The organism is Streptomyces sp. NPDC046557 (assembly GCF_040645975.1).
In the GTDB taxonomy this organism is placed as follows: Bacteria; Actinomycetota; Actinomycetes; order Streptomycetales; family Streptomycetaceae; genus Streptomyces.
The window spans coordinates 76,080-102,118 of sequence record NZ_JBEYZH010000014.1; the positions used below are offsets into that span (position 1 = coordinate 76,080).

General features: G+C 70.4%; 22 protein-coding genes and 1 riboswitch. Of the genes, 7 read left to right on the top strand and 15 right to left on the bottom strand.

Annotated features, from left to right (window positions below):
- Window positions 1–159: 159 nt before the first annotated feature.
- Entirely contained in the window at window positions 160–1,524 is a 1,365-nt protein-coding gene (locus ABZ934_RS22540) for an NYN domain-containing protein (protein WP_361316144.1), read from the bottom strand.
- 40 nt (window positions 1,525–1,564) lie between these two features.
- On the bottom strand, window positions 1,565–1,804 hold the full coding sequence (locus ABZ934_RS22545) for a hypothetical protein (RefSeq protein ID WP_361316010.1): 240 nt from the start codon (window positions 1,802–1,804) through the stop codon (window positions 1,565–1,567).
- Between the two features lie 156 nt (window positions 1,805–1,960).
- Between ABZ934_RS22545 and ABZ934_RS22550 the strand changes: the two genes are divergently transcribed.
- Both ABZ934_RS22550 and ABZ934_RS22555 read left to right on the top strand, forming a co-directional pair.
- A complete protein-coding gene (locus tag ABZ934_RS22550; RefSeq protein ID WP_361316012.1) occupies window positions 1,961–2,686 on the top strand; it encodes a rhomboid family intramembrane serine protease in 726 nt (241 codons plus the stop codon).
- A complete protein-coding gene (locus ABZ934_RS22555; protein WP_007263678.1) occupies window positions 2,683–2,964 on the top strand; it encodes an Lrp/AsnC ligand binding domain-containing protein in 282 nt (93 codons plus the stop codon). The genes ABZ934_RS22550 and ABZ934_RS22555 overlap by 4 nt, the downstream gene beginning before the upstream one ends.
- Window positions 2,965–3,698: 734 nt before the next feature.
- Here ABZ934_RS22555 and ABZ934_RS22560 read toward each other — a convergent pair.
- The 6 genes from ABZ934_RS22560 to ABZ934_RS22585 form a co-directional block, all read right to left on the bottom strand.
- Window positions 3,699–5,132: an aminotransferase class V-fold PLP-dependent enzyme gene (locus tag ABZ934_RS22560; RefSeq protein WP_361316015.1), complete on the bottom strand. Its 1,434-nt coding sequence runs from the start codon at window positions 5,130–5,132 to the stop codon at window positions 3,699–3,701.
- A gap of 213 nt (window positions 5,133–5,345) precedes the next feature.
- Window positions 5,346–5,462: riboswitch (SAM riboswitch) on the bottom strand.
- 83 nt (window positions 5,463–5,545) lie between these two features.
- A complete protein-coding gene (gene trpD, locus ABZ934_RS22565; protein WP_361316018.1) occupies window positions 5,546–6,610 on the bottom strand; it encodes an anthranilate phosphoribosyltransferase in 1,065 nt (354 codons plus the stop codon).
- 166 nt (window positions 6,611–6,776) lie between these two features.
- Window positions 6,777–8,408, bottom strand: a complete 1,632-nt coding sequence (locus ABZ934_RS22570) for a cytochrome bc complex cytochrome b subunit (RefSeq protein WP_361316021.1) — start codon at window positions 8,406–8,408, stop codon at window positions 6,777–6,779.
- Window positions 8,405–9,463: a Rieske 2Fe-2S domain-containing protein gene (locus tag ABZ934_RS22575; RefSeq protein WP_361316024.1), complete on the bottom strand. Its 1,059-nt coding sequence runs from the start codon at window positions 9,461–9,463 to the stop codon at window positions 8,405–8,407. Before ABZ934_RS22575 ends, ABZ934_RS22570 begins: the two co-directional genes overlap by 4 nt.
- Complete coding sequence (locus ABZ934_RS22580) at window positions 9,460–10,269, bottom strand: c-type cytochrome (RefSeq protein ID WP_361316027.1); 810 nt, start codon at window positions 10,267–10,269, stop codon at window positions 9,460–9,462. The genes ABZ934_RS22575 and ABZ934_RS22580 overlap by 4 nt, the downstream gene beginning before the upstream one ends.
- Window positions 10,270–10,344: 75 nt before the next feature.
- Entirely contained in the window at window positions 10,345–10,965 is a 621-nt protein-coding gene (locus ABZ934_RS22585; RefSeq protein WP_361316030.1) for a heme-copper oxidase subunit III, read from the bottom strand.
- A gap of 201 nt (window positions 10,966–11,166) precedes the next feature.
- Here ABZ934_RS22585 and ABZ934_RS22590 point away from each other — a divergent pair, with 201 nt between their 5' ends.
- Entirely contained in the window at window positions 11,167–11,568 is a 402-nt protein-coding gene (locus ABZ934_RS22590; RefSeq protein ID WP_361316032.1) for a hypothetical protein, read from the top strand.
- 157 nt (window positions 11,569–11,725) lie between these two features.
- Here the strand turns inward: ABZ934_RS22590 and ABZ934_RS22595 are convergent, their stop codons facing one another.
- The 4 genes from ABZ934_RS22595 to coxB form a co-directional block, all read right to left on the bottom strand.
- Entirely contained in the window at window positions 11,726–12,973 is a 1,248-nt protein-coding gene (locus ABZ934_RS22595; RefSeq protein WP_361316035.1) for an Ig-like domain-containing protein, read from the bottom strand.
- Between the two features lie 124 nt (window positions 12,974–13,097).
- Window positions 13,098–13,496 carry a cytochrome c oxidase subunit 4 gene (locus ABZ934_RS22600; protein WP_136215173.1) on the bottom strand — a complete coding sequence of 133 codons (399 nt, stop codon included), beginning with the start codon at window positions 13,494–13,496 and terminating at the stop codon, window positions 13,098–13,100.
- A complete protein-coding gene (ctaD, locus tag ABZ934_RS22605) occupies window positions 13,493–15,229 on the bottom strand; it encodes a cytochrome c oxidase subunit I (protein ID WP_361316039.1) in 1,737 nt (578 codons plus the stop codon). The genes ABZ934_RS22600 and ctaD overlap by 4 nt, the downstream gene beginning before the upstream one ends.
- Entirely contained in the window at window positions 15,226–16,200 is a 975-nt protein-coding gene (gene coxB / locus ABZ934_RS22610; protein WP_361316042.1) for a cytochrome c oxidase subunit II, read from the bottom strand. The genes ctaD and coxB overlap by 4 nt, the downstream gene beginning before the upstream one ends.
- A 284-nt stretch (window positions 16,201–16,484) precedes the next feature.
- On the opposite strand from coxB, the gene ABZ934_RS22615 reads away from it, so the two are divergent.
- Window positions 16,485–17,864: an aminotransferase class V-fold PLP-dependent enzyme gene (locus tag ABZ934_RS22615; RefSeq protein ID WP_361316045.1), complete on the top strand. Its 1,380-nt coding sequence runs from the start codon at window positions 16,485–16,487 to the stop codon at window positions 17,862–17,864.
- A gap of 48 nt (window positions 17,865–17,912) precedes the next feature.
- Here the strand turns inward: ABZ934_RS22615 and ABZ934_RS22620 are convergent, their stop codons facing one another.
- Window positions 17,913–18,887 carry a carbohydrate kinase family protein gene (locus ABZ934_RS22620; protein WP_361316048.1) on the bottom strand — a complete coding sequence of 325 codons (975 nt, stop codon included), beginning with the start codon at window positions 18,885–18,887 and terminating at the stop codon, window positions 17,913–17,915.
- Between the two features lie 143 nt (window positions 18,888–19,030).
- On the opposite strand from ABZ934_RS22620, the gene ABZ934_RS22625 reads away from it, so the two are divergent.
- The gene (locus tag ABZ934_RS22625) at window positions 19,031–19,246 is read left to right on the top strand and encodes a hypothetical protein (RefSeq protein ID WP_361316051.1); all 216 of its coding nucleotides are present in this window, start codon (window positions 19,031–19,033) and stop codon (window positions 19,244–19,246) included.
- A 114-nt stretch (window positions 19,247–19,360) separates the two neighbouring features.
- A complete protein-coding gene (locus ABZ934_RS22630) occupies window positions 19,361–20,827 on the top strand; it encodes a hypothetical protein (protein ID WP_361316054.1) in 1,467 nt (488 codons plus the stop codon).
- Between the two features lie 81 nt (window positions 20,828–20,908).
- Here the strand turns inward: ABZ934_RS22630 and erpA are convergent, their stop codons facing one another.
- Window positions 20,909–21,265: an iron-sulfur cluster insertion protein ErpA gene (erpA, locus tag ABZ934_RS22635; protein WP_136217385.1), complete on the bottom strand. Its 357-nt coding sequence runs from the start codon at window positions 21,263–21,265 to the stop codon at window positions 20,909–20,911.
- Between the two features lie 311 nt (window positions 21,266–21,576).
- Between erpA and nadA the strand changes: the two genes are divergently transcribed.
- Window positions 21,577–22,779, top strand: a complete 1,203-nt coding sequence (gene nadA, locus ABZ934_RS22640; protein ID WP_361316057.1) for a quinolinate synthase NadA — start codon at window positions 21,577–21,579, stop codon at window positions 22,777–22,779.
- A 74-nt stretch (window positions 22,780–22,853) separates the two neighbouring features.
- Here nadA and ABZ934_RS22645 read toward each other — a convergent pair whose 3' ends face one another.
- On the bottom strand, window positions 22,854–25,979 hold the full coding sequence (locus tag ABZ934_RS22645) for an efflux RND transporter permease subunit (RefSeq protein ID WP_361316060.1): 3,126 nt from the start codon (window positions 25,977–25,979) through the stop codon (window positions 22,854–22,856).
- Between the last annotated feature and the right edge of the window lie 60 nt (window positions 25,980–26,039).

Genomic DNA, 26,039 nt, shown 5'->3' on the forward strand with positions numbered 1-26,039 from the left:
CCCCGGGAGCAAAAAATCGCCCCCTCACCGACTTCTTCACACGCCGTCGACACTGGGTGCCGGGGAGTTGACGGTACGTTCCGACGACGCACCGCCAATTCCGGCATCTATCGCGCTACTTGGTGAGAAGGGTCGATCCGCCGCATCAACGGGCGAACGTCACGAAACGCGCGAAAGCCGCTTGAGCAACAAGGCGGACGTAACCGGACGGGCTCCGTACTTGGCCACGCCGTCCGCGACCTCGCGGTCGGTGGACACCACGACCACCGGGCGGCCGGACGGCTCGGCCCGCACCAGTTGGCGGATCAGCTCGTCCGCCGTGACGCCCGCCTTGGAGAAGAGCACGCGCACCCCGCGCGGCGGCGCGAGCAGCACCGGCGCGGCCAGCTCGGCACCGTCGAAGACACAGGTCATCTCCGCGCCCGTCTGGGCGGCCAGCATCGACAGGCCGCCCAGCAGCCGCAGCCGCTGCTTCTCCAGTGGCATCGTCGGGTAGCCGGTCTTCGTCACGTTGTAGCCGTCGACCACCAGATGCGCCTGGGGCAGCGCCAACAGCTGGTCCAGCAACGCCGGATCGGTCTCGGACAGGGCCCGTGCCGCGATGTCCTTGGGCGTCATCCGGCCGGGCTCCACCGCGTCAACCGTGTCCGCGGGCCGCGTGGAGACCGGCGGCAGCGCCAGCTCGCGGCGCAGCCCGGCAGCCGCGTCGAGGACGGTGTCCAGCAGCAGCCGCAGTCGCATGTCCTCGATGCTGCGTCCCTCGCGGGTGGCCCGGCGCGAGGTCTCCAGCGCCGATTCCACCTCCGCCAGACGGGACTTGAGCCGGCGGCTCTCACTCTCGGCGGCGGCGACCCGGGCGGCCGCGTCACCGCGGATGCCGTCGACCTCCGCGGTCAGCTTGCGCAGGGCCGCCTCGCCGCGCTTGACGTCGCTCTGGGCGCTGCGCAGCTTGCGCTGAAGCGATTCCGCTTCCTTGCGGACGGCGTCGAGCTCGGCCCGTACCTGCTCGCCGCCCGAGCGCTGCGAAGCGCGCGCGTGGGCCAGTTCCTCGCGCAGCCGCTCCAGCTCGCGCCGGGTCTCGTCACCGACCCGCTCGGCGTCGGCGCGCTGGACCTCCTCGCCGGCGGCGGCGACCAGCTTGACCCAGCCGGGCGGCCGCAGGATGTACGCGGCCGCCGCCACGTCCAGCGGATCGGCGGCGGCGGGCGGGGCCCCGCACTCCAGCGCCCCGGCGAGTTCCCTCTGGGCGTCGCGGAGCTTCTCGGCGACGCGCCCGCGGAAGACGGGGTCCGTCTCCACGGCCGCCGCCATCGCGTTCCCGGCGAACTTGGCGCGCCGGGTCGGGGTGAACCGGGCGTACTGGCGCAGCTGCGCGGGAAGGTCCGCGACCGTCAGACCGCCGAAGGCGTCCGAGACGAGCGCGATGACCCGGCGCCGCACGCCTTCCGGCAGCGGGCGGTCGAGCACCTCCGCGGCGTCGCCGGCCGCGTCGGCCGGCTCAGCGCCGCTTGCTGGCTCCACAATCCGTCACCCCTACCGTGATCTACTGTGGGCCCGGCTCCCGTCAGGAGTCCGAGCCCGGCCTGTCCACGAGCTCGATCTGGTCCACCGCGTTGCACCAGCGGCAGCGGACCGACTCGATGGTCTCATTGACCACCTCCCGCTCCTCGACCGTGGGCTCCCCGGCGAGGTCCAGGTGGACGTACTCCACGACCTTCGACGAACGGGTGACGTCGAAGCGCGTGAGGTTGCCGCACAGGGTGCAGCGCCACCGGGTGGTGGCTGTCGGCAGGGGAACCGTCATCAGGCCGCTCTCTCCTTCGTAGCTCATTCAATTAAAGCCGCCCGCCGGAGCCGTCGGGGGCCTATGGCGGCCTTCGGCGGGCCGCGATACGCAACCACGTCACCCTACGGCCTGGCACCGCCCGGACGGGGGCTCTGCTGCGTCATGCTCTGTCGCATGATCGTAAGGTGGCAGGCTGCCCTGGCGGAGGCCGTGCGGGGCCCGGTGGTCACCCGCGCGCTGATCGCGGGCTGCTGTGTGGTGTTCGTCCTCGGGCCCGCCTCCGGTCTGAACCCGGTCTACGGGACCGGTGACCTGTTATTGGAAACGGGGACCGCGTACTTCCGGCGCTGGGGCGTGGTCCCGGACGGGCTCTTCGGGGGGACGGCCCGGGCCCTGCTGACGCCGCTGACGGCGCTGTTCGTGCACGGGAGCTGGCTGCACCTGCTCGGCAACATGCTGTTCCTGCACGTGTTCGGCGCGATGGCGGAGGAGCGGATGGGGCGCCCGGCGTTCCTGCTCTTCTACGTCGCCACGGGGTACCTGGCGCTGGCGACGTACGCGGCGGCCCACGCCTCCTCGGACCAGACGCTGGTCGGCGCGTCGGGGGCGATCTCGGCGGTCCTGGGGGCGTTCCTGTGTCTGTTCCCGCGGGCCCGGGTGACGAGCCTGTTCCCGTTCCTGTTCTTCCTGCCGCTGCGGTTCCCCGCGTGGATCGTGCTGATGTTCTGGTTCGTCCTGCAATGGCTGGCGGCGCACCGGGCGGCGAGCGGGCCGGGGGTGGCGTACCTGGCACACGTGGTGGGCTTCTCCGTCGGGTTCGCCTACGCCTGGGTGCGGTATCGGCGTACGACTAGAGTGAGGCGACCAGTGACTGCCGGCGAGGGAGACAGCCAACCGTGATCACCGCGATCGTGCTCATCAAGACCAGCGTGGACCGGATTCCCGAGATCGCCGAGTCCATCGCGCAGCTGGACAGCGTCAGCGAGGTGTACTCCGTCACCGGCACCTACGACCTCATCGCGCTGGTCCGCGTCGCCCGCCACGAGAACCTGGCGGACATCATCCCGGGCCGCATCAGCAAGATCCCGGGTGTGGAGGCGACGGACACCCACGTGGCGTTCCGCACGTACTCCCAGCACGACCTGGAAGCGGCCTTCGCCATCGGCCTCGACGCGTAGCCCCTGGCCGGGGTTCTGACGGGGCGGGGTTCCGCCCCCGCGCCCGACGCGGGCCCGGCGTAACCCGGTCCCGGTGCCCCGCGCCCGACGCGCACCCCTCCGGCCGGCCCGTCGGCCGAACCGGTCCGAGCGGCCCCGCCGAGAGTCCCGGTCGAGGTGGCCGACGTGCCGACGCCCGGAGTCGCCCGCACCGGTTCGGCCCGGCCCCGGCCCTCCCCCGCTCGCCGCGCGCAGACGGCGCTCCCCGCCCCGCGCGGCCGGCCGATCACCTCCACCACGGCAGGCCAAGGCCCGTCGTTCCCACCCCGACGCCCGAACCACCAGCCGCGACCACCGCGGACGGAGCCCGGCACGGCGGCCCGGAGCCGGGGGAAGCGCTCAGCGCCGAACGGCGCGCCGAGCGCCCCGGCGGGACGGAAGGGGCTCGCCCGCCGCTGGCCCCGACCACCGCCCGCGCGTGCGCGACGCCGGACCGCCCGAGCCGGATCCCCGGTGCCCGGCGCCGGCGGCGCCGGGCATCGGGAACCACGAGCGCCCCGACGGTACGGACGCCCCCGGCCCGGGGCCGTATCCACCGCCCCGCCAACAGCGGACGGAGTACGACACAGCGGCGCGAAGCCGAAGGGGCACGGACCGGGCGCATCCCCGGCCCGTGGACGGCGGGCGGACTCGGCGCGGCCGAGCGAAGCCCGGGTGGTCCGCCAGGGCCGAGGCGTGGCAGCGGCGCCACAAGATCAAGAAACCGGCACGCAGCGGCCTTCCTCCGTGCGGTAGCTCCACTTCGCGCCGTCCGCGACCAGCTCCCGCACCGCGCGGACGAAGCGGTCCACGTGCTCGTCGGGGGTGCCGGCGCCGAAGCTGACGCGGATCGCGTTGAGCGACCTCCCCCAGCCTTCGGCCGGGGGGACCCCCACCTCGCTTCGCTCCCCCGGCGCCGCCTCCGGCGCTCCGCATTCGCCCTGGGTCTGCGGCTCGCTGCCCAGCAGCGTCCGCACCAGCGGGTGGGCGCAGAACAGGCCGTCGCGGACGCCGATCCCGTACTCGGCCGACAGCGCGGCGGCGAAGTGGGAGCTGTTCCAGCCGTCCACCACGAAGGAGATGACGCCGACCCGCGGGGAGTCGTCGCCGAACAGGGACAGCACCCGGACCTCCGGGACCCCCGCCAGGCCCTCGCGGACCTTCGCGATCAGCTGCCGCTCCCGGGCGACGAGGCCCTCGAAGCCCGTCTCCGTCAGCGCCCGGCAGGCGGAGGCGATGGAGTAGACGCCGATGACGTTCGGGGAGCCGGCCTCGTGGCGGGCGGCGGTGGTGTGCCACTCGACGTCCACGCCGCCGTCCTCGCGCCGGGCCACCTTCCGCGAGGCGCCGCCGCCGGCCAGGTACGGCTCCGCCTCCCGGAGCCAGTCGGCCCGCCCCGCCAGAACGCCCGAGCCGAACGGGGCGTACAGCTTGTGCCCGGAGAAGGCGACCCAGTCCACGTCCAGTTCCCGCACCGAGACGGGGTGGTGCGGCGCCAGTTGGGCTGCGTCCAGCACGATCCGCGCGCCGTGGGCGTGCGCCGCCGCGGCGAGTTCCCTCACCGGCCACAGTTCACCCGTGACGTTGGACGCGCCGGTGACGCACACCAGCGCCGGGCCGTGGGGGTCCCGTCCGGCCAGCGCCCGCTCCAGCGTGGCGATGGCCTCGTCGGGGGTGCGCGGCGCGTTGAGGTAGGTGACCCGCGCGTCGGCCCACGGCAGCAGCGAGGCGTGGTGCTCGGTCTCGAAGACGAACACCTGGCAGTCCGCGGGGAGTGCGGCGGCGAGCAGGTTCAGCGAGTCGGTCGTGGACCGGGTGAAGATCACCTGGTCGGCGGGGCGGCAGTCCAGGAACTCGGCGACCGTGACCCGGCTCTGCTCGAACAGGTCGGTGGAGAGCTGCGAGAGGTACCCGGCGCCGCGGTGCACGCTGCCGTAGTACGGGGCGTACGCGGCCACGTCGTCCCACACCCGCTGGAGCGCCGGCGCGCTGGCCGCGTAGTCGAGGGCCGCGTAGGTGACCTCGCCGCCGGTGACGAGCGGGACGGTGACGTCCCGACCGAGCACGGACAGCGGCTCGACACATACGGCGTCGGCGCGCACGGCGTCGGCGGAGGCGTGCTCGGCGGTGGCGTTCAGGGATGCGGACATGGCGGTGTCTCCCGGCAGGCAGGGCGGAATGGCTTCGGTGTCTGCCCGTACGCGGGTACGGCTCGGCGGCCGTCCGGGGTACGGGGATGCCTCGGGGTCCGGGTACGCGGAAGCGACCCTGTTCCGAGGGGTGAAGAAGGGGCGGAGACGCCCTATCGCATTCGCTTGCTCACGGAAAACGCTCCTCGAGGACCAGGATCCCTGGTGTCGAGGGATCCGCGCTTGCCGTAGACCTCACTGCCTACGGCCTGGTCATCACCCGGGGCACCCCGCCACGGAAGGAGGGTTGCCGGACAGCGAGCCGGGGCCAAAACGCTGTCACTCGTGACCTGGTCAGCATCCTGCCACAAGATCCCCCACGCGCAAGACCCCGGTCCACATTCCGGACCGGGGCCCATCGCCGTACCGGGGACCTACGCGTTGCTGGCCGCGACCCAGCGCTCCAGCGCCGCCCGCGCCGCGCCCGAGTCGATGGATTCGGCCGCACGGGTGATGCCCGCGGCGATCTGCTCCTCCAGCGAGCCCGTGCCCGGGTCCAGCGCCACCAGGGCCGCCGCCGAGTTCAGCAGGACGGCGTCGCGTACGGGACCGGTCTCGCCGGCCAGCAGCCGGCGGGCGACGTCCGCGTTGTACGAGGCGTCCTCACCGCGCAGGTCCGCGACGCCCACGATCGGGATCCCCACGTCGCGCGGGTCGAACGGCAGCTCGGTGACGGTGCCCTCGCGGACCCACCAGACCCGCGAGGTGGCGGTCGTGGTCAGTTCGTCCATGCCGTCGTCGCCGCGGAAGACCAGCGCCGAGGAGCCACGCTCCGCGAGCACCCCGGCGACGATGGGCGCCACCCGGGGGTCGGCCACGCCCGTGGCCTGCGCGCGCACCTGCGCCGGGTTGGTCAGCGGGCCGAGGAAGTTGAAGGTGGTCCGGATGCCCAACTCCTTGCGGGCCGCCGCCACGTGCCGCAACGCGGGGTGGAACTTGACGGCGAAGCACAGGGTGATGCCGGCCTGCTCGGCGACCTCCACCACCCGGGCCGGGGTGAGGTTGAGATTGACGCCGAGCTTCTCCAGCACGTCGGAGGAGCCGCTCGCCGAAGAGGCGGCCCGGTTCCCGTGCTTGACCACCTTGGCGCCCGTTCCGGCCACCACGAGCGCCGACATGGTGGAGATGTTGACCGTCTTGGCGCCGTCCCCGCCCGTGCCGACGATGTCCACCGTCCGGCCCGGGACCTCGATGAGGTTGGCGTGTTCGTACATGGCACGCACCATGCCGTTGATCTCCGCGACGGTCTCCCCCTTGGCCCGCAGCGCCACCATGAAACCGGCGATCTGCGCGTCCGTGGCCTCGCCGCGCATGATGCGGTCCATGGCCCAGGCGGTGTCGTCCGGGCCGAGGTCCCGGCCGGTGAGCAGGGCATCGAGGAGACCCGGCCAGCCGCGGGCCGCCACGCTGTCGCCGCCTGCCGGGGTCACAACGTTCATGGTCCGCTCCTGCTGCTCGGGAAAGTTCCACGTCGAATGGGGTGCGGAGCCCAGCCTATCCAGCGGGGGCGGACGGCGAAGAGCCCCGTCCAGACCCTGGACGGGGCTCTCACCGTGGCGACACCAGGATTGACCTGAATCAATCCCTCAAGCGGTCATGCGGGGATCAGTGGTGGCCGTGGCCGCTCTGGATCTCCTTGTACTCCTCCACCGTGGGCTTCGGAATCTGGTTGTTCTCCGCGTAGAAGCCCTTGCTCAGCTTCGCGCGGAGCTTCTCCGTGGCCTTGGGCTTGCGCTCCACGCCGTTCTCGTCGACCGTCGGGCCGAGTTCGACCGGCCGGTACTGCTCGTGCGAGGTGAGCGTGTGGAGCTTGGCCTGCGGCAGCGGCTCGTGGATCTCGACGAACTCACCGTGCGGCAGCCGCTTGATGATGCCCGTCTCGCGACCGTGCAGCACCTTGTCGTGGTCCCGACGCTGGAGGCCGAGGCAGATGCGCTTGGTGGCGATGAAGGCCAGGACCGGGACGACGAAGAAGCCGATCCGGACGAACCAGGTGATGTTGTTGATCGAGAGGTGGAAGTACTGCGCGAACATGTCGTTTCCACCGCCGATCAGCAGGACGATGTACTCCGCGATCCAGGCGACACCGAAGGCCGTGCGGGTCGGGACGTTGCGCGGGCGGTCCAGCAGGTGGTGCTCACGCTTGTCCCCGGTGACCCAGGACTCGATGAACGGCCACACCGCGATCGCGCCCAGCACCAGCGGGAAGAGCAGCAGCGGGATGAACACGCCCAGGACGAGGGTGTGGCCCCACAGGTTGATCTCCCAGCCAGGCATGGCACGGATCAGGCCTTCCGGCATACCCATGTACCAGTCGGGCTGCGCGCCGGTGGACACGTGGTCCGGGCGGTACGGGCCGATCGCCCAGATCGGGTTGATCGAGGCGAGCGCCGCGATGGCCGCGATGACACCGAAGACCAGGAAGAAGAAGCCTCCGGCCTTGGCCATGTACACCGGCAGCAGCGGCATGCCGACGACGTTGTTGTTCGTCTTGCCGGGACCCGCGTACTGCGTGTGCTTGTGGTAGAAGACCAGGATCAGGTGGGCCACCAGCAGGCCCATCATGATGCCGGGCAGCAGCAGGATGTGGATCGAGTAGAACCGCGCGACGAAGTCGCCGCCGGGGAACTCGCCGCCGAAGAGGAAGAACGACAGGTACGTGCCGACGATCGGCACGGACAGGATCGCGCCCTCCATGAAGCGGACACCGGTGCCCGAGAGCAGGTCGTCCGGCAGGGAGTAACCGGTGAAACCGGTGAACATGCCGAGGACCAGCAGCAGGAAGCCGAAGATCCAGTTGACCTCACGCGGCTTGCGGAACGCGCCGGTGAAGAACACGCGCATCATGTGCACGACCATGGCCGCGACGAAGATGAGCGCCGACCAGTGGTGGATCTGCCGGATGAGCAGACCGCCGCGGACGTCGAAGCTGATGTCGAGCGTCGAGGCGAACGCCTCGGACATCGAGACGCCCTGCATCGGCACGTACGGGCCGTGGTACACGACCTCGTTCATGCTCGGGTGGAAGAACAGCGTCAGGTACACACCCGTGAGGATGATGATGATGAAGCTGTAGAGGCAGATCTCACCGAGCATGAAGGACCAGTGGTCCGGGAAGATCTTGCGCATGTTCGACTTGGCCAGGCTGTAGATGCCCAGGCGGCCGTCGGCCCAGTCCGCTACCCGCTCGCCGGCGGGCGCTTTGCGCTGACTGTCGGTGGTGGTGGCAGTGCTCATCCGCGCTCCCAGAATGCAGGACCGACGGGCTCTTCGAAGTCGCCGTGCGCTTCGAGGAAGCCTTCGTCATTGACGCCGATCCGCAGCTGCGGAAGCGCGTGACCAGCGGGGCCGAAGATGACTCGGGCGCCGTCGGAGAGGTCGAAGGTGGACTGGTGGCACGGGCAGAGCACGTGGTGCGTCTGCTGCTCGTACAGGCTGATCGGGCAGCCGACGTGGGTGCAGATCTTGGAGAAGGCCACGATGCCGTCGTGGGACCACTCCAGCTCCCGCTTGTCCTTGATGTCCTGCGGCTGGAGCCGGACGATCATCAGGGCGGCCTTGGCGATCTGGTTCTGGAAGTCGTGCTGCGTCTCCTCCAGGCCCTCGGGCATGGCGAAGGTCAGCGAACCGACGACCACGTCCTCGGGACGCAGCGGCTCCATCGTGTTCTGGTTGATGAGCAGCTTGCCCTTGGCCCACAGGGTCTTGCGCAGCTTGTCCTCGGGCAGCGGGCCCAGATCGCGCATGATCATCACGGCGGACAGCGGCAGCATGGCCAGCGCGCCCAGCATGGTGTTGCGGATCAGCGGACGACGGCCGATGGCCGACTCGCTCGCGCCGTCGGCGAAGTCCTGGAGGACCTTGGCCTTGACCTCCGGCGGCGCCGCGATGGCGTGGCGCTCGTCGGCGACCTCCACGTCGGACATCAGGGTGCGGGCCCAGTGGACCGCGCCCGCGCCGATGCAGAAGAGGGCCGTGCCCAGGGTCAGGCCGAGGGCGAAGTTCAGGCCGCTCACCTTCCCGATGGGGAAGATGTAGACGTACCTGTCGACGGGGATGGTCACGTACGCGGCGATGAAGCCGATCGTGGCCAGCATCGACAGCGTGAACAGCATCGCGACCACGCGCTCGGACCGCTTGGCGGCCCGCTCGTCGATGTCCTGGATGCGCGGCTTGTGGACCGGCAGGCCGGGGTCGGCGAACGGGTCGTCCGCGACTGCTACGCCACCGTGGTGCGCGTCGCCCTGCTCGCTCGGCAGGTGCTTCTCTTCGGGAATGTCTTGGCTACTCATGACTTCTTGGCCTTAGCGGTGTGGGCCGCGACCCAGACGGCGACAGCGATCAGCGCACCCAGAGCGAAGATCCAGCCGAACAGACCCTCGGAGACGGGGCCGAGGCCACCGAGCTTCAGGCCGCCAGGGCTGACCGACTTGTCGCCGTTCACGTTCTGGAGGTACGCGATGATGTCCTTCTTCTGCTTCTCCGGCATCGTGCTGTCGGGGAAGGAGGGCATGTTCTGCGGGCCGGTGAGCATGGCCTCGTAAATGTGCTTGGGCGAGACGTCCGCCAGGTTGGGGGCGTACTTGCCGTGCGTCAGGGCGCCGCCCTCGCCGGTGAAGTTGTGGCACTGCGCGCAGTTGTTGCGGAACAGTTCGCCACCCTTGGCGATGTCGGCACCCGCCGGGTCGACCTGCTTCTGGGTGGGCACGGACGGGCCGGCCCCCAGGGAGGAGATGTACGCGGCCAGCTGGTCGATCTGGGCCTGCGTGTAGACCGGAGGCTTCGCCGGCACCTGCGCGCCGGGCTGCTGGGCCGGCATGCGGCCCGTGCTCACCTGGAAGTCGACGGCCGCGGAGCCGACGCCGACCAGGCTGGGGCCGTCAGTGGAACCCTGACCGCCGGTTCCGTGGCAGCTTGCGCAGCCCACGGCGTAGAGCTTCTTGCCCTCCTCGATGGCGAGGGACTGGGCGGTTTCATCGGCCTGCGCCTTACCCGCGGGGGCGAAGGCGGCGTAAAGCCCCCCAGTGGCCGCCAGCGCGAGGAGTAGAACGACGACCGCCGCCAGCGGATGGCGTCGTCGTGCGGAGAGCTTTTTCACGGATTACCCCGGTGTCAGGATCTTCTGCGTCGGTGTTTCTGGATGGATTGCCGGGCGTGCCCGGCGACGTGTTCGCTACTTGATCAGGTAGATCGTCGCGAAGAGGCCGATCCAGACGACATCGACGAAGTGCCAGTAGTAGGACACGACGATGGCCGACGTGGCCTGTTCGTGGGTGAACCTCTTGGCCGCGTACGTCCGACCGAGGACCAGCAGGAAGGCGATGAGACCGCCCGTCACGTGCAGACCGTGGAAGCCGGTGGTCAGGTAGAACACCGACCCGTACGGTCCGGACTTGAGGGACAGGCCCTCGTCCTTGACCAGCGAGGTGTACTCGAACACCTGGCCGCCAATGAAGATCGCACCCATGACGAACGTGATGATGAACCACGTCCTGAGCTTCTTCACGTCACCGCGCTCGGCGGCGAATACGCCGAGCTGGCAGGTGAGGGAGGAGAGCACCAGGATCGTGGTGTTCGTCGCCGAGAAGGGCAGATTCAAGGCCGAAGCCTGCTCTGTCCAGTACTCGGCGCCCGTCACGGATCGCAGGGTGAAGTACATCGCGAAGAGGGCCGCGAAGAACATCAGCTCGGAACTCAACCAGATGATGGTTCCGACGCTGACGAGGTTCGGCCGGCTGACCGTCGGGTGCGCGTGCCCGGTATCTACTGTCGTTGCTGTCGCCACGACCGACATTATGTCGGTCGCTTATCCCGCCCTCACCCCGGGGGGTGCCGTTCGGAGTGTCAGAGGGGTGTGCAAGGTCCGAACGGCCCATCAGATCGGCTTACCGGCGGGTGTCCGCGAGGCCGGCCGAACCGATGTTGACAACCGGTCGGACGGAGTAGCATCCCGCGCAACATCAACGTGATTCACGGGCACACGTGGAGGAACGAAATGCGGGCGACTGCGCGAGTTCTGGTCTACAGCGACGACGCGGGCACCCGGGAGCAGGTGCGGTTGGCCGCCGGGCGCAGGCCGGCGGCGGACCTGCCGCCGGTGGAGTTCCTGGAGTGCGCGACGCTGCCCGCGGTCCTCAAGGCCCTGGACGAGGGCGGTGCGGACGCGTGCGTGCTGGACGGCGAGGCCGTGCCGGCGGGCGGCATGGGCGTGTGCCGGCAGATCAAGGACGAGATCTTCCGTTGTCCCCCGGTGCTGCTGCTCATGGGGCGCCCGCAGGACGCCTGGTTGGCGACCTGGAGCCGCGCGGACGCGGCCGTCACCCTTCCGGTTGACCCGGTGGAGTTCCCGGAGACCCTGGCGCGTCTGCTGCGGGCCCGACTGTCCCTGGACGCGTAGCGGGGCACCGCTCAAGCGGAACCGGCCCGTCGGGAGCCTCTGGGGGCTCGCGGGGGGCCGGTTGGGGGCCGCTGGTGGCTCGTGGGGGCCGGTTGGAGGCCGCTGGTGGCTCGTGGGGGCCGGTTGGAGGCCGCTGGGCGGGTGTGCGCGGGCCTGTTCAGACCTGCGGGCGCAGTCGGGCCTGGTCGACCGCGTTGCGGCCTTCCTTGGTGCCGCCGACGAGTGCGCTGCCCTCGCGCCAGTCCTTCCAGTCCATGTTCCAGTCGCCGTAGCCGTTGCCGAAGGTGTCCATGTCCTCGCCGATGCTGTTGATCACCTTGACGATGTCGCCCTCGGTGATGTTCTCGTAGAACCAGGCGGCATTGCCGGTGCTCATTCCGGTGCAGCCGTGGCTGACGTTCTCGTAGCCCTGGGAGCCGACGGACCACGGCGCGGCGTGAACATATTCACCACTCCAGGTTACGCGCGTCGCGTAGTAGACGGGCAGGTTGTAGTACTCGCTGCCGCCGATGCCGACGGTGTCGCCGCGCATCTGGACGTAGTACTGCTTGCCCAGGACCACCTTGATGCCGTTGCGGGTGGAGAAGCCGGGCTTTCCGGTGGTCACCGGAATGGTGTTGATCACTTCTCCGTTGCGCTTGAACGTGAGGTAGTGCGACGCGGCGTCGGTGGTGACCTCGACGCGGTCGCCGATCTCCAGCGTCAGCGGCTTGCTGGCGGTGCCGTAGAGGTCGTCGGTGACCTTGACGCCCTCCAGGTTGCTCCGGACGGAGACGGTGGAGTGGGCGGGCCAGTAGTCCTTGGGGCGGAAGTGCAGCTTCTTGTCGTCCACCCAGTGCCAGGCGCCCTCGACACCGGACGGCACGTCCACGACCAGGCCGCGCTCCACGAGGGCGCGGGCCGCCTTGTCGTGGACCGGCTCGCTCAGTTCGGCCGTGAGGGGCTGTCCGACGCCGTATTTGCCCGCGTCCGGGCCGAATTCCACCTGGAGGACCTTCTTGGCCGGGGTGGTGTCGAACGTCAGCGTGCGCTGCCCGGGGGCGCCCCGCTCGTCCTCCGTGCTCACGGTGGCCGTGTAGCGCACACCGGCGGCCATCGGGGCGGTGCTGTGCCACCGGTCGCCCTTGGCGGAGAGTTCGCCCGCCAGGCGGCGGCCGTGGGTGTCCACGACGGTCACGTCGGTGATCCGGGCCCCGGTTCCCTTCGAGGTGACCTCCAGCGGCCGGTTGGGGTCGACGGGGCGCCCGCCGGCGGCCTGGTTGAAAGCGACGTGGTCGCCCGCGTCGTACGGGCGGGCGGACAGCGGGTTGTCGTCGGACCCCCCGCACGCGGTGGCGCCGGCCCCGAGGGACGCGACCAGCAGGGAGCAGCCGAGTACCGTCCAAAGACGCGGTGAGTGCTTCATGGAGCCAACGCTATGAAGATATGACAATTACGGCGCGCGGGGTGACTGCAAACGAGGGGCCCGGACTCCTCCGTTGGAGGTGTCCGGGCCCCGGGGTCGTGCTCAAGGGTCCTGCGAGGTGTCGCTACTGGTTCTGGTTCTCACCGCGGTAGTACTCGTACACCCAGCCCCACAGGCCGATCACGATGATCGGGGCCGAGAAGTACATGAGCCACCAGCCGAAGATGACGCCCATGAACGCGAGCGCGCCGCCGATGCCCAGCGAGAGCGGCTGCCAGCTGTGCGGGGAGAAGAACCCCAGCTCGCCCGCCTCGTCGGCGACGTCGGCCTCCAGGTTGTCCTGGGCCATCTCGTCCACGCGCTTGGCCGTGAAGGCCAGGTAGTAGCCGATCATGACGCTCAGGCCGAAGGCCAGGAAGAGCGCGGTGGTGCCTACGGGCTCCTTCGACCACACGCCGTACACGACGGCCATGATCAGGATGAAGAAGGAGAGCCAGAGGAACAGCTTGCCCTGGATCTTCACTTGCCGGCCTCCTTGTCGCCGGTGAGGGCCTTGGTGGCACCGGCGGTGTGGTCCTCAAGGTGGTCGAGGGCCGCGATCTCCGGGTGGTGCAGGTCGAACGCCGGGGACTCGGACCGGATCCGCGGCAGGGTGAGGAAGTTGTGCCGCGGCGGCGGGCAGGAGGTCGCCCACTCCAGCGAACGGCCGTAACCCCACGGGTCGTCGACCTCGACCTTCTTGCCGTACTTCGCCGTCTTCCAGACGTTGTACATGAAGGGCAGCATCGACAGGCCGAGCAGGAACGAGCTGATCGTGGAGATCGTGTTCAGCGCGGTGAAGCCGTCGGCGGCGAGGTAGTCCGCGTAACGACGCGGCATGCCCTCGGCACCGAGCCAGTGCTGCACCAGGAAGGTGCCGTGGAAGCCGATGAACAGCGTCCAGAAGGTGATCTTGCCCAGGCGCTCGTCCAGCATCTTGCCCGTGAACTTCGGCCACCAGAAGTGGAAGCCGGCGAACATCGCGAAGACCACGGTGCCGAAGACGACGTAGTGGAAGTGCGCGACGACGAAGTACGAGTCCGAGACGTGGAAGTCCATCGGCGGCGAGGCCAGGATGACGCCGGTCAGACCACCGAAGGTGAAGGTGACCAGGAAGCCGATCGTCCAGAGCATCGGGGTCTCGAAGGACAGCGAGCCCTTCCACATGGTGCCGATCCAGTTGAAGAACTTCACACCGGTCGGTACCGCGATCAGGAAGGTCATGAAGGAGAAGAACGGCAGCAGCACACCGCCGGTGACGTACATGTGGTGGGCCCACACGGTCACCGAGAGACCGGCGATCGCGATCGTCGCGGCGATCAGACCGATGTAACCGAACATCGGCTTACGGCTGAAGACCGGGATGATCTCGGAGACGATGCCGAAGAACGGTAGCGCGATGATGTACACCTCTGGATGGCCGAAGAACCAGAAGAGGTGTTGCCAGAGTAGGGCGCCTCCGTTCGAGGCGTCGAACACGTGCGCACCGAACTTCCGGTCGGCCTCCAGCGCGAAGAGCGCGGCGGCGAGCACCGGGAAGGCGAGCAGGACCAGGACACCGGTCAGCAGCACGTTCCAGGTGAAGATCGGCATGCGGAACATCGTCATGCCCGGAGCGCGCATGCAGATGATCGTGGTGATGAAGTTGACCGAGCCGAGGATCGTGCCGAAGCCCGAGAAGGCCAGACCCATGATCCACATGTCGGCGCCGATGCCCGGCGAGCGGACCGCGTCCGACAGCGGGGAGTAGGCGAACCAACCGAAGTCGGCGGCGCCGTTCGGCGTGACGAAGCCGGCCACCGCGATGGTCGAGCCGAAGAGGTACAGCCAGTACGCGAACATGTTCAGCCGCGGGAACGCCACGTCGGGCGCGCCGATCTGCAGCGGCATGATCCAGTTCGCGAAGCCCGCGAACAGCGGGGTGGCGAACATCAGCAGCATGATCGTGCCATGCATGGTGAACGCCTGGTTGAACTGCTCGTTCGACATGATCTGCGAGCCCGGACGGGCCAGCTCGGCGCGCATGAAGAGCGCCAGTACGCCGCCGATGAGGAAGAACACGAACGACGTGACCAGGTACATCGTGCCGATGGTCTTGTGGTCGGTCGTGGTCATCCACTTCACGACCACGTTGCCCGGCTGCTTGCGCCGTACCGGCAGCTCGTTCTCGTACGAGTCGGCTGCGGCGGCACCCTGAGGTTCGTTGAGGATGCTCACAGTTTGTTCGTCTCCGCGTTCCGGGCCGAGTCCGTCTGGTTGATGCCGGCCGGGAGGAAGCCGGTCTGCCCCTTCGCGGCCAGCTCCTTGAGGTGCGCCTGGTATTCGGCGGGCGAGACGATCTTCACGTTGAAGAGCATCCGGGAGTGGTCGACGCCGCAGAGCTCGGCGCACTTGCCCTTGTAGGTGCCGAACTGGTCCGGGGTGACCTCGAAGACGTTGGTGTGACCGGGGATCACGTCCTGCTTGAACAGGAAGGGCACCACCCAGAAGGAGTGGATGACGTCGTTCGACGACAGGATGAAGCGGACCTTCTCGCCCTTGGGCAGGTAGAGGGTCGGCCCAGGGTTGTTGGTCTGCGGGTTCCGCTCGCCGGGGACGCCCTTGTCGTAGACGCCTTCGGCGCCCGCGGGGAAGTCCTTGGTGAAGCGGTCCGGAATGTTGGCGAGGTTCTTGGGCACCTCGCCCGCCTTCGGGGTGGCCCCGTCGCCGTCGACGTTCTCGACGTAGTTGAAGCCCCAGCTCCACTGGTAGCCGATCACGTTGATCGTGTGGGCCGGCTTGGCGGAGAGGGAGAGCAGCTTCGACTCGTCACGCGCGGTGAAGTAGAAGAGCACCGAGACGATGATGAGCGGAACCACGGTGTACAGAGCCTCGATGGGCATGTTGTACCGGGTCTGCGGGGGGACCTCCACCTTCGTCCGGCTGCGCCGGTGGAAGATGACGCTCCACAGGATCAGGCCCCAGACCAGGATGCCCGTGACGAGGGCGGCTGCCCACGACCCCTGCCACAGGGACAGGATGCGAGGCGCCTCCTCCGTGACCGGGGTGGGCATTCCGAGGCGGGGGAAGTTGTGCCAGTTGTACGAGCAACCAGTGGCGGTCGCCAGGACCGCGCCCGCAGTCAGCGCCTGCAGCAGCTTCCGCCGCATCGGGCGCCGCGGCGAGCGGTCGGAGCCGTAGGGACTCACGTAGCGCCTTCCCGAGAGTCTCGGCCCGCGCGGCCGGCCGCGGCCGTGTTCGGGTCGGTCGCCGGCCCTGACGCAGGCAGGGGTTTGGATGTTTATGCGGACCAAACCCTACTGGACGCTATTTGGGGTCGCGCGGGGAGGGTGCCCAACGCGCCGCTACTGCCCCCGAAGGGATGGATCCGCCGTCCGGGGGACGGGCCATCCGGCCCCGAACGGCGGCCCGGACACCCCTTCTGACGGGCCCTGACCTCGGGTGGGGGCGAAGGGGCGGCTAGCGTGCCCGTATGCCGTACTTCGACTCCGCTTCCGCCGCCCCGCTGCACCCCGTGGCCAGGCAGGCGCTGCTGGCCGCCCTGGACGAGGGGTGGGCCGACCCCGTCCGGCTGTACCGCGAGGGGCGGCGCGCCCGGCTGTTGCTCGACGCGGCCCGGGAGGCGGCCGCGGAGGCGGTGGGGTGCCGGGCCGACGAGCTCGTGTTCACTCCTTCGGGGACGCACGCGGTTCACACGGGCGTCGCGGGGGCGCTCGCCGGCCGCCGGCGGGTCGGGAGCCGGCTGGTCGTGTCGGCGGTGGAGCACAGTTCGGTCCTCCACGCGGCCGAGGCGCACGCGGCGTCCGGCGGCTCGGTGACGGAGGTCCCGGTGGACCGGCTGGGGGCGGTGTCCCCCGACGGGTACGCGTCCGCCTTGGACCCGACCACCGCTCTGGCCTGCCTCCAGTCCGCCAACCACGAGGTGGGTACGGTCCAGCCGGTGGCGGAGGTCGCCGAGGTCTGCGGGGCCGTCGGCGTGCCGCTGCTGGTGGACGCGGCGCAGTCGCTGGGCTGGGGCCCGGTCGAGGGCGGGTGGTCGCTGCTGACCGCGAGCGCCCACAAGTGGGGCGGCCCGCCCGGGGTGGGGCTGCTCGCCGTCCGCAAAGGGGTCCGGTTCGCCCCCCAAGGGCCCCTGGACGAGCGGGAGTCGGGCCGCTCCCCCGGCTTCGGGAACCTGCCCGCCATCGTGGCGGCGGCGGCCTCCCTGCGGGCCGTACGGGCCGAGGCGGACGCGGAGGCGGCCCGGCTGCGGGTCCTGGTGGACCGGATCAGGCGGCGGGTCGCGCGGCTGGTCCCGGACGTGGAGGTGGTGGGCGACGCCGAGCGGCGACTGCCGCACCTGGTCACCTTCTCCTGCCTGTACGTCGACGGCGAGACCCTGCTGCACGAACTGGACCGGGCGGGCTACTCGGTGTCGTCGGGCTCGTCCTGCACCAGCTCGACCCTGACGCCGTCACACGTCCTCAAGGCGATGGGGGTGCTGTCGGAGGGGAACGTACGGGTGTCGCTGCCGCCGGGGACCACGGCCGAGGAGGTCAACGGCTTCCTGGAGGTGCTGCCGAGGGCGGTGTCCGGCATACGGGCACGGCTCGGGGTGCCGGAGGCTCAGGAGGCCGACCCGGTCGCGGAGTCGGTGGAGTTGGACGCGCTCGGCCTGCGCTGCCCGCAGCCGGTCATCGAACTGGCGCGGGCGATCGGGACGGTGCCCGTGGGCGGGACGGTGACGGTGGTGTCCGACGACGAGGTGGCCCGGCTCGACATCCCGGCGTGGTGCGCGATGCGCGGCCACGCGTACGTGGGCGAGGCCGCGCGGCCGGTGGGGGTCGCGTACACGGTCCGCCGCCTGCGGTGACGGCGACGCCCCCGGCCACCGGGCCGGGGGCGTCGACCGCGGACCCGGTTACGCCAGGTGGGTCCGGACCTCCGCGGCGGCGTCGTCGCCGTACGCCTTGGTGAGGCGCTCCATGAAGTGCGCGCGGGCCAGGGTGTACTCCTGGGTGCCCAGCGTCTCGATCACCAGGGTCGCCAGCATGCAGCCGACCTGCGCCGCCCGCTCCAGCCCGACGCCCCAGCCGAGACCGGTCAGGAAGCCGGCGCGGAACGCGTCACCGACGCCGGTCGGGTCGATCTTCGCGTTCTCCTCCGGGCAGCCGACGACGATCGGCTCCCGGCCCTCGCGCTCGATGCGCACGCCGTTGGAACCGAGGGTGGTCACGCGGGTGCCGACCTTGGAGAGGATCTGCGCGTCGGTCCAGCCGGACTTCGACTCGATGAGGCCCTTCTCGTACTCGTTCGAGAAGAGGTACGTCGCGCCCTCCATCAGGGTGCGGATGTTCTCGCCGTCCATCCGGGCGATCTGCTGCGAGAAGTCGGCCGCGAAGGGGATGCCGCGGGTGCGGCACTCCTCCGTGTGACGGAGCATCGCCTCGGGGTCGTCGGCGCCGATGAGGACGAGGTCCAGGCCGCCCACGCGGTCGGCGACGGCCTTCAGCTCGATGAGGCGGGCCTCGCTCATCGCGCCCGTGTAGAAGGAGCCGATCTGGTTGTGGTCGGCGTCCGTGGTGCACACGAAGCGCGCTGTGTGCAGCACCTCGGAGATCCGGACGGACTCGGTGTCGACGCCGTGCCGGTCCAGCCAGGCGCGGTACTCGTCGAAGTCGTAGCCGGCGGCGCCGACCAGGATCGGGCGGCTGCCGAGCTGCCCCATGCCGAAGCAGATGTTCGGGCCGACACCGCCCCGCCGGACGTCGAGGTTGTCGACGAGGAAGGAGAGGGAGACCGTGTGGAGCTGGTCGGCGACCAGCTGGTCCGCGAAGCGGCCCGGGAAGGTCATCAGGTGGTCGGTGGCGATGGAGCCGGTGACTGCGATACGCACGGCGTGGACGCTCCTGCGGGGGACGGCGAGGGGACGACGAGGGGACAGTCAAAACTACCCGGTCGACGGCGCGCGGCCGACCCGTCGAAACTACCCCGTAGTAGGGCTTTCTCCTCGGGCGGCCCGCGCCTAACGTGCCCTCCATGACCTACACCGATGGTTTCGGGTACGCCGAGCACACCGCCGGGACGCGCCCCGGATTCGCGCGGCTGCTGGGCGACTGCGCCCGTATGGCCCCGCACTGGGCGGTTCCGGTGGACCCCCGGCCCGCGCCGGTGGCGCCCTCGCAGATCCACGGCGTCCGCGTCCCGCCCGCCTCGGCGCGCCTCATCGCCTCCACCGCCGCCTACGGCGACTGAGCCGTCCTTTCGACGCGGGCCGGTCCGACGCGGGCCGGTCCGAGGGGAACCGGTTCGCGGTCCGCTCCGTCACACCCGCATCGAGACACGCGGGACAGGCGAAGGAGCGATCAGGTGACCACCGAACAACCCGACACATCACGCCCCACTCGACGGCGGCCGGGCTGGGCCGTCGGCTCGGTCGCGGCGGCCGTCCTCCTGGCGGGCGGGGGCACCGCCTACTGGGCGTCCACGGCCTACGGCGACGGCTCGGGCGGCCACCGTACGGGTGACAGCGCGGCCTCCGCCCCGCGCGTGGCGCCGACCCCGCCGGGCCCCGGCATCGCGCCCGGCGAACCGGACCCCTCGGGCGGCGGGGTGACCTACCGGGCCGACGTCAAGCTCCCCGACGCCCCCGCCACCGCCCCGACCTTCGCCGCGACCGGCGAGGTGACCTCCGAGGAGGTGGCCCGGCTCGCGGCGGCCCTGGGCATCCCCGGCACGCCCCGGCTCACCGGCGACCAGTGGCTGGTCGGGGAGGCGGCCGACGGCTCGGGACCCCGGCTGACGGTCACCCGTGCGGCCCCCGGCACCTGGAACTTCACCCGCTTCCGGCCGGGCGGCGACGGCAACGGCGCGGGCACCGGCTCCGGCTCCGGCTCCGGCTCCGGCGGCGACAACTGCAAGCGCGGCCAGGACACCTGCGGCCCGGCCACCCTCCCCCAGGGCGGGACCGACACGGCCAAGCCCGTCTCGGAGCAGGCGGCCAAGACGGCCGCCGCCCCGGTGCTCGCGGGCGCGGGCCAGGCCGACGCCGCGCTGGACGCCCGCCTCACCCAGGGCGCGGTCCGGGTGGTGACGGCGGACCCGGTGATCGGCGGGCTGCCGACCCAGGGCTGGTCCAGCAAGGTCGACGTCGGCCCGGACGGCACGGTGGTGGCGGGCAGCGGGGAGCTGAAGGCGCCGGTCCGCGCCGCCGAAGAGCCGGTGGTCTCGGCCACGGAGGCGCTGGCCCGGCTCAACGCCCGCAGCGGCGGGTCGAACGGCTCCGGCCCCGGCCCCAGCGGCTGCGCGACCTCCGTCCCGCTGACCCCGGACACCCCGACGGGCACGACGGACACCCTGCCCTGCAACCCGGAGCCGCGCCCGATGAAGCCGCCGCGGACGGAGACCGTGCGGGGGGCCGTACTGGGGCTCGCCGCGGGGACGCTCGACGACGGCGGGCGGGGTCTGGTGCCGGCCTGGCTCTTCCAGGCGGTGGCCAAGGAGGGCGCGCAGACGCACACGGTGGTCGAGCCGGCTTCGTCGCGCGAGACCGTCGCACCGAGCCCCGGGCCGCGTACCGTGCCCGGGTTCTCGTATGCCGAGGCCGACCGCACGCTGACCGTGAACTTCTGGGGCGGGGTGTGCAGCACCTACGCCGTGGAGGCGCGCGAGGAGGGGACCGACGTCCTGGTGAAGATCACCGACACCCCGACCAACCCGGGTCGGGCGTGCATCATGCTGGCGAAGGAGATGTCGCGGACGGTGACGCTCCAGAAGCCGCTGGGCGACCGCAAGGTGGTCGACGCGACGACGGGCAAGCCGCTCCCCCGCCAGTAACGCGCCGCCCGAGTACGACGAGGGCCCGGACAGCGAATGCTGTCCGGGCCCTCGTCGTCGGGCCTCGCGGAGGCCGCGGGTTTAGCTGAACGAGTCGCCGCAGGCGCAGGAGCCGGTGGCGTTCGGGTTGTCGATCGTGAAGCCCTGCTTCTCGATGGTGTCGACGAAGTCGATGGACGCGCCGTGCAGGTACGGGGAGCTCATGCGGTCGGTGACGACCTTGACCCCGTCGAAGTCCTTGACGACGTCACCGTCGAGGGAGCGCTCGTCGAAGAAGAGCTGGTAGCGCAGGCCGGAGCAGCCACCGGGCTGGACGGCGACGCGGAGCGCCAGGTCATCGCGGCCTTCCTGCTCCAGCAGGGTCCTGACCTTCTCGGCGGCGGCGTCGGACAGGAGGATGCCGTCGCTCACAGTGGTCTTTTCGTCCTGTACGGACATCTGCATTCACTCCCGAAGTGGGCGGCTCCCCGCCGGTGGCTGGGGATACGTCGGACTCTTGCCGTCGGTGGCAACCAGCGCGACCGCGGATTCATTCCGGGGTCCCGCACCTTGTTCCAGACATTCATGCTCGCACACCGGACCCGGGGGGCGGACATGACGGACGTGGGATGTGCGGAACGGGGCGAATTCGTCACATCGACACTATCGCCATCGTCAAACTGACGTGAAGCGGCTATGATAGATAGCGTCAAATAGACGAGAAGTCGCTCCGAACGGCTTCGGAAGTCCCTTGTCGCAGAACAGAAAGGGTGCGTGTCGTGACCACCGCCCAGCCTATGGACACCCGGCCCCTGGACGTCCAGCCGACGCCGCTCGCCCTGCTGCTGCTCGGCCGCGAGGCCGACCCCAAGAGCGAGCGCGGGGTGGAGTGCCCCGGCGACCTGCCCTCGCCGTCGGACCCGGACCTGGTGGCGCGCGCCCGCGCGGCCAAGGAGAAGCTCGGGGACAAGGTCTTCATCCTCGGCCACCACTACCAGCGCGACGAGGTCATCGAGTTCGCGGACGTGACCGGTGACTCCTTCAAGTTGGCCCGCGACGCGGCCGCCAAGCCGGAGGCCGAGTACATCGTCTTCTGCGGCGTGCACTTCATGGCCGAGTCGGCCGACATCCTGACGACGGACGACCAGATGGTCGTGCTGCCCGACCTCGCGGCGGGCTGCTCGATGGCCGACATGGCCACCGCCGAGCAGGTCGCGGAGTGCTGGGACGTGCTGACGGAGGCCGGGATCGCCGGCGCCACGGTGCCCGTGTCGTACATGAACTCCTCCGCCGACATCAAGGCGTTCACCGGCAAGCACGGCGGCACGATCTGCACCTCGTCCAACGCGAAGAAGGCCCTGGAGTGGGCCTTCGAGCAGGGCGAGAAGGTGCTGTTCCTGCCGGACCAGCACCTGGGCCGCAACACCGCCGTGCGCGACATGGGCATGTCCCTGGACGACTGCGTGCTCTACAACCCGCACAAGCCGAACGGCGGCCTGACCGTCGAGCAGCTGCGGGACGCCAAGATGATCCTGTGGCGCGGGCACTGTTCGGTGCACGGCCGGTTCTCGGTCGAGTCCGTCGACGACGTGCGCGCCCGCATCCCCGGCGTGAACGTGCTCGTGCACCCCGAGTGCAAGCACGAGGTCGTGGCGGCCGCCGACTACGTGGGCTCGACGGAGTACATCATCAAGACGCTGGAGGCCGCCCCGGCCGGCTCCAAGTGGGCCATCGGCACCGAGCTGAACCTGGTCCAGCGGCTGGCGAATCGATTCGCCGCCGAGGACAAGGAAGTCGTCTTCCTCGACAAGACGGTCTGCTTCTGCTCGACCATGAACCGCATCGACCTCCCCCACCTGGTGTGGGCGCTGGAGTCCCTGGCCGAGGGCACCCTCGTCAACCGCATCCAGGTCGACAAGGAGACAGAGAGCTTCGCGAAGCTGGCCCTGGAGCGGATGCTGGCGCTGCCGTAGCCCCCGCCCGCATGCCCGAAGGGGCGCCTCCCGGTGATCCGGGAGGCGCCCCTTCGGCGTACGCGGTCCCACGGTCACACCCGCGCCGGGGTCTCCCCCTCGCTCGGGGCCGGAACCACCGTCAGGCGGGCCCGCTTCTTGGCGCGGCGCCGCTCCTTGGAGAGCTCGACCATCGTGTAGAGGGTCGGCACCAGGAGCAGGGTCAGCAGGGTCGAGCTGATCAGGCCGCCGATGACCACGACCGCGAGCGGCTGCGAGATGAAGCCGCCCTCGCCGGTGACGCCGAGCGCCATCGGCAGCAGCGCGAAGATCGTCGCGAGAGCGGTCATCAGGATGGGCCGCAGGCGGTGCCGGCCGCCCTCTATGACGGCCTCGACGACGCCGAGGCCCTGACCCCGGTACTGGTTGACCAGGTCGATCAGGACGATCGCGTTGGTCACCACGATGCCGATGAGCATCAGCATGCCGATCATCGCCGGGACGCCCATGGGGGTGCCGGTGACGATCAACAGGCCGAGTGCGCCGGTCGCCGCGAAGGGCACGGAGACCAGCAGGATCAGCGGCTGGACCAGCGAGCGGAAGGTCGCGACCAGCAGCATGAAGACGATCGCGACGGCCGCGAGCATCGCCAGGCCCAGCGAGCCGAAGGCGTCGCTCTGGTCCTGGGAGACCCCGCCGATGGTCGCGGTCGCGCCCGCGGGCAGGTCCAGCGCCTTGATGCTGCTCTGCAGCGCGCTGCTGACGGCGCCGGTGTTGTCGCCGACCGGCCGGGCGGTGATGGTGGCGGCGCGGGCGCCGTCGATCCGGGTCATCGCGACGGGGCCGGGGACCATCTTCACGTCGGCCACGTCGCCGAGCTTGGCCGTCGGCCCGACCGGCAGCGCCTGGAGTTCGGCCAGGGTGCCTGCAGGCTTCGCGGCCGTGATGACGATGTCCCGCTCGGTGTCGTCCAGTACGGCCGTGCCGGCCGGGGTGCCGCGTACGGCCTGGGCGACGATCGCGCCGAGGGCGGCCTGGTCCAGGCCCGCTTCGGCGGTCTTGGGGGTGGCGGTGACCGAGATGCGGGGCACCGACTGCGAGAGGTCGCTCTGCACGTCGGTGACGTCCTTGAGCTTGGCCACCTCGGCCTGGACCTGACCTGCGGCCTTGGCGAGCACGCCGGCGTCGCCCGCCTTGACGACCACGCTCAGGTTGGAGCTGCCGAAGCCGCCGCCCGCGAGGATCCGCGTCTCGCCGACGCCGTCGAGTTTGCCCAGCTCGCTCTCGATGCGTCCCTTGACCTGATCGGCGTCGCCCGCGTTGTCCAAGGTGACCTGGTAGGAGGCTTGGTTGGTGCCCGTGCCGCCGCCGAACGCCGCCATGAAGCCGGAGGAACCGACGGTGACCTGGTAGTCCTTGACGCCGTCGACCGAGGCGAGGACCCGCTCGACCTTGTGGCTCGCCTCGTCGGCGGCGGCCAGCGAGGTGCCCGGGGCCAGGGTCTGCTTGACCGTCAGAGTGTCCTGCTCGCCCTGGTCGAAGAAGTTCGTCTTGAGCAGCGGGGTCATGGCGAAGGTGGCGACGAGGACCACCACCGCGATGGCGACACTGGTCAGCCTGCGGCGGGTGGCGAAGCCCAGGACGCGGACGTAGAACCGCTGGAGCCGGCCACGCGCCTCCTTCTCCTCCGCGTCGCGCCGGGCCTTCGCCGCGTCCTTGACGGCCTCCTCGGCCACGCCCTTCGGGGCGCGCAGGAACCAGTACGACAGGACGGGCACGACGGTCAGGGAGACGAGCAGCGACGCCAGCAGGGCGGCGGTGACGGTCAGCGAGAAGGAGCTGAAGAGCTGCCCGATCATGCCGCCGACGAGCCCGATCGGCAGGAAGACGGCGACGGTCGTGAGGGTGGAGGAGGTGACCGCCCCGGCCACCTCCTTGACCGCGGTGATGATGGCGGTCTCGCGCTCCTCGCCGTAGCCGAGGTGGCGCTTGATGTTCTCCAAGACCACGATCGAGTCGTCGACGACCCGGCCGATGGCGATGGTGAGCGCGCCGAGCGTCAGCATGTTCAGCGACAGGTCCCGGGTCCACAGGACGATCAGCGCGAGGACGACGGACAGCGGGATGGAGACCGCGGTGACCAGCGTCGAGCGCAGCGAGGCGAGGAAGACCAGGATCACGAGCACCGCGAAGACCAGGCCGAGCGCTCCCTCGGTGGTCAGGCCGGAGATGGACTTGGCGACGGCCGGGCCCTGGTCCATGATCACGGCCAGGTCGGCGCCGGAGCCGAGGGTGGAGCGCAGCTCGGGCAGCTTGTCCTTGACCGCGTCGGAGATCGCGACGGCGCTGCCGTCCTTGTCCGTGGTCAGGGTGACGGAGAGGCTGGGCTTGCCGTTGGTGCGGGTGAGGGACGCGGCCTTGGCGGGCTCCTGCTTCACCGTGGCGACGTCACCGAGGCGCACGGCCGGCTTGCCGGTCCCCGGGCTCAGGCGCAGCTCCTCCAGTTGGTTGAGGGAGGTGTAGCCGGCGCCGACCCGGACGGTGCGGTTCTTGCCGTCCTCGTCGAAGGAGCCGGCGGGGACGGTGGCGCCGCCGGCCTGGAGGCCCTTGGCGAGGGAGGCGCCGTCGAGTCCGGCCGCAGCGAGCTTCGCCGGGTCCGGGGTGACGCTGACCTGGAGCTTGCGGACGCCGTCGACGGTGACCCGGCCGACACCGGGGATGTCGGAGAGGACGGGGACGACCGAGCTTTCCAGTTGATCGGCGAGGGCCTGCTGGTCCTTGTCGGAGGTGGCGGCGAGGACCACGGTCGGCATGTCGTCGGTGGAGCCGGCCACCACCTGTGGGTCGACGCCGGCGGGCATCCGGACCCGGGCCCGGTTGACGGCCTGCTGGACGTCGGCGACGAGCTGCTTGGTGCCGTCGTCGCCGTAGTCGAACTGCGCCGTGATCAGGGCGTTGCCCTCACTGGCGGTCGACGTGACGCCGGTGATGCCGTCGACGCCCTTGAGGGCGGCCTCGATCGGCTCGATGACCTGCTTCTCCACCACGTCGGGCGAGGCACCCTCGTACGGCGCGAGCACGGACACCATCGGCAGTTCGATGGAGGGCAGCAGTTGCTGCTTGAGCTGTGGGATGGCTATGGCGCCGAAGAAGAGCGCGACGATCGACACGAGGCCGATCAGCGCTCTCTGGGCCAGGCTGAAGCGGGACAGCCACGACATGGTTGGGGATCTCTCTGCAGGTTCAGACACGAGGGGCCCCTCAGCCTCCCCCGCGCCGCG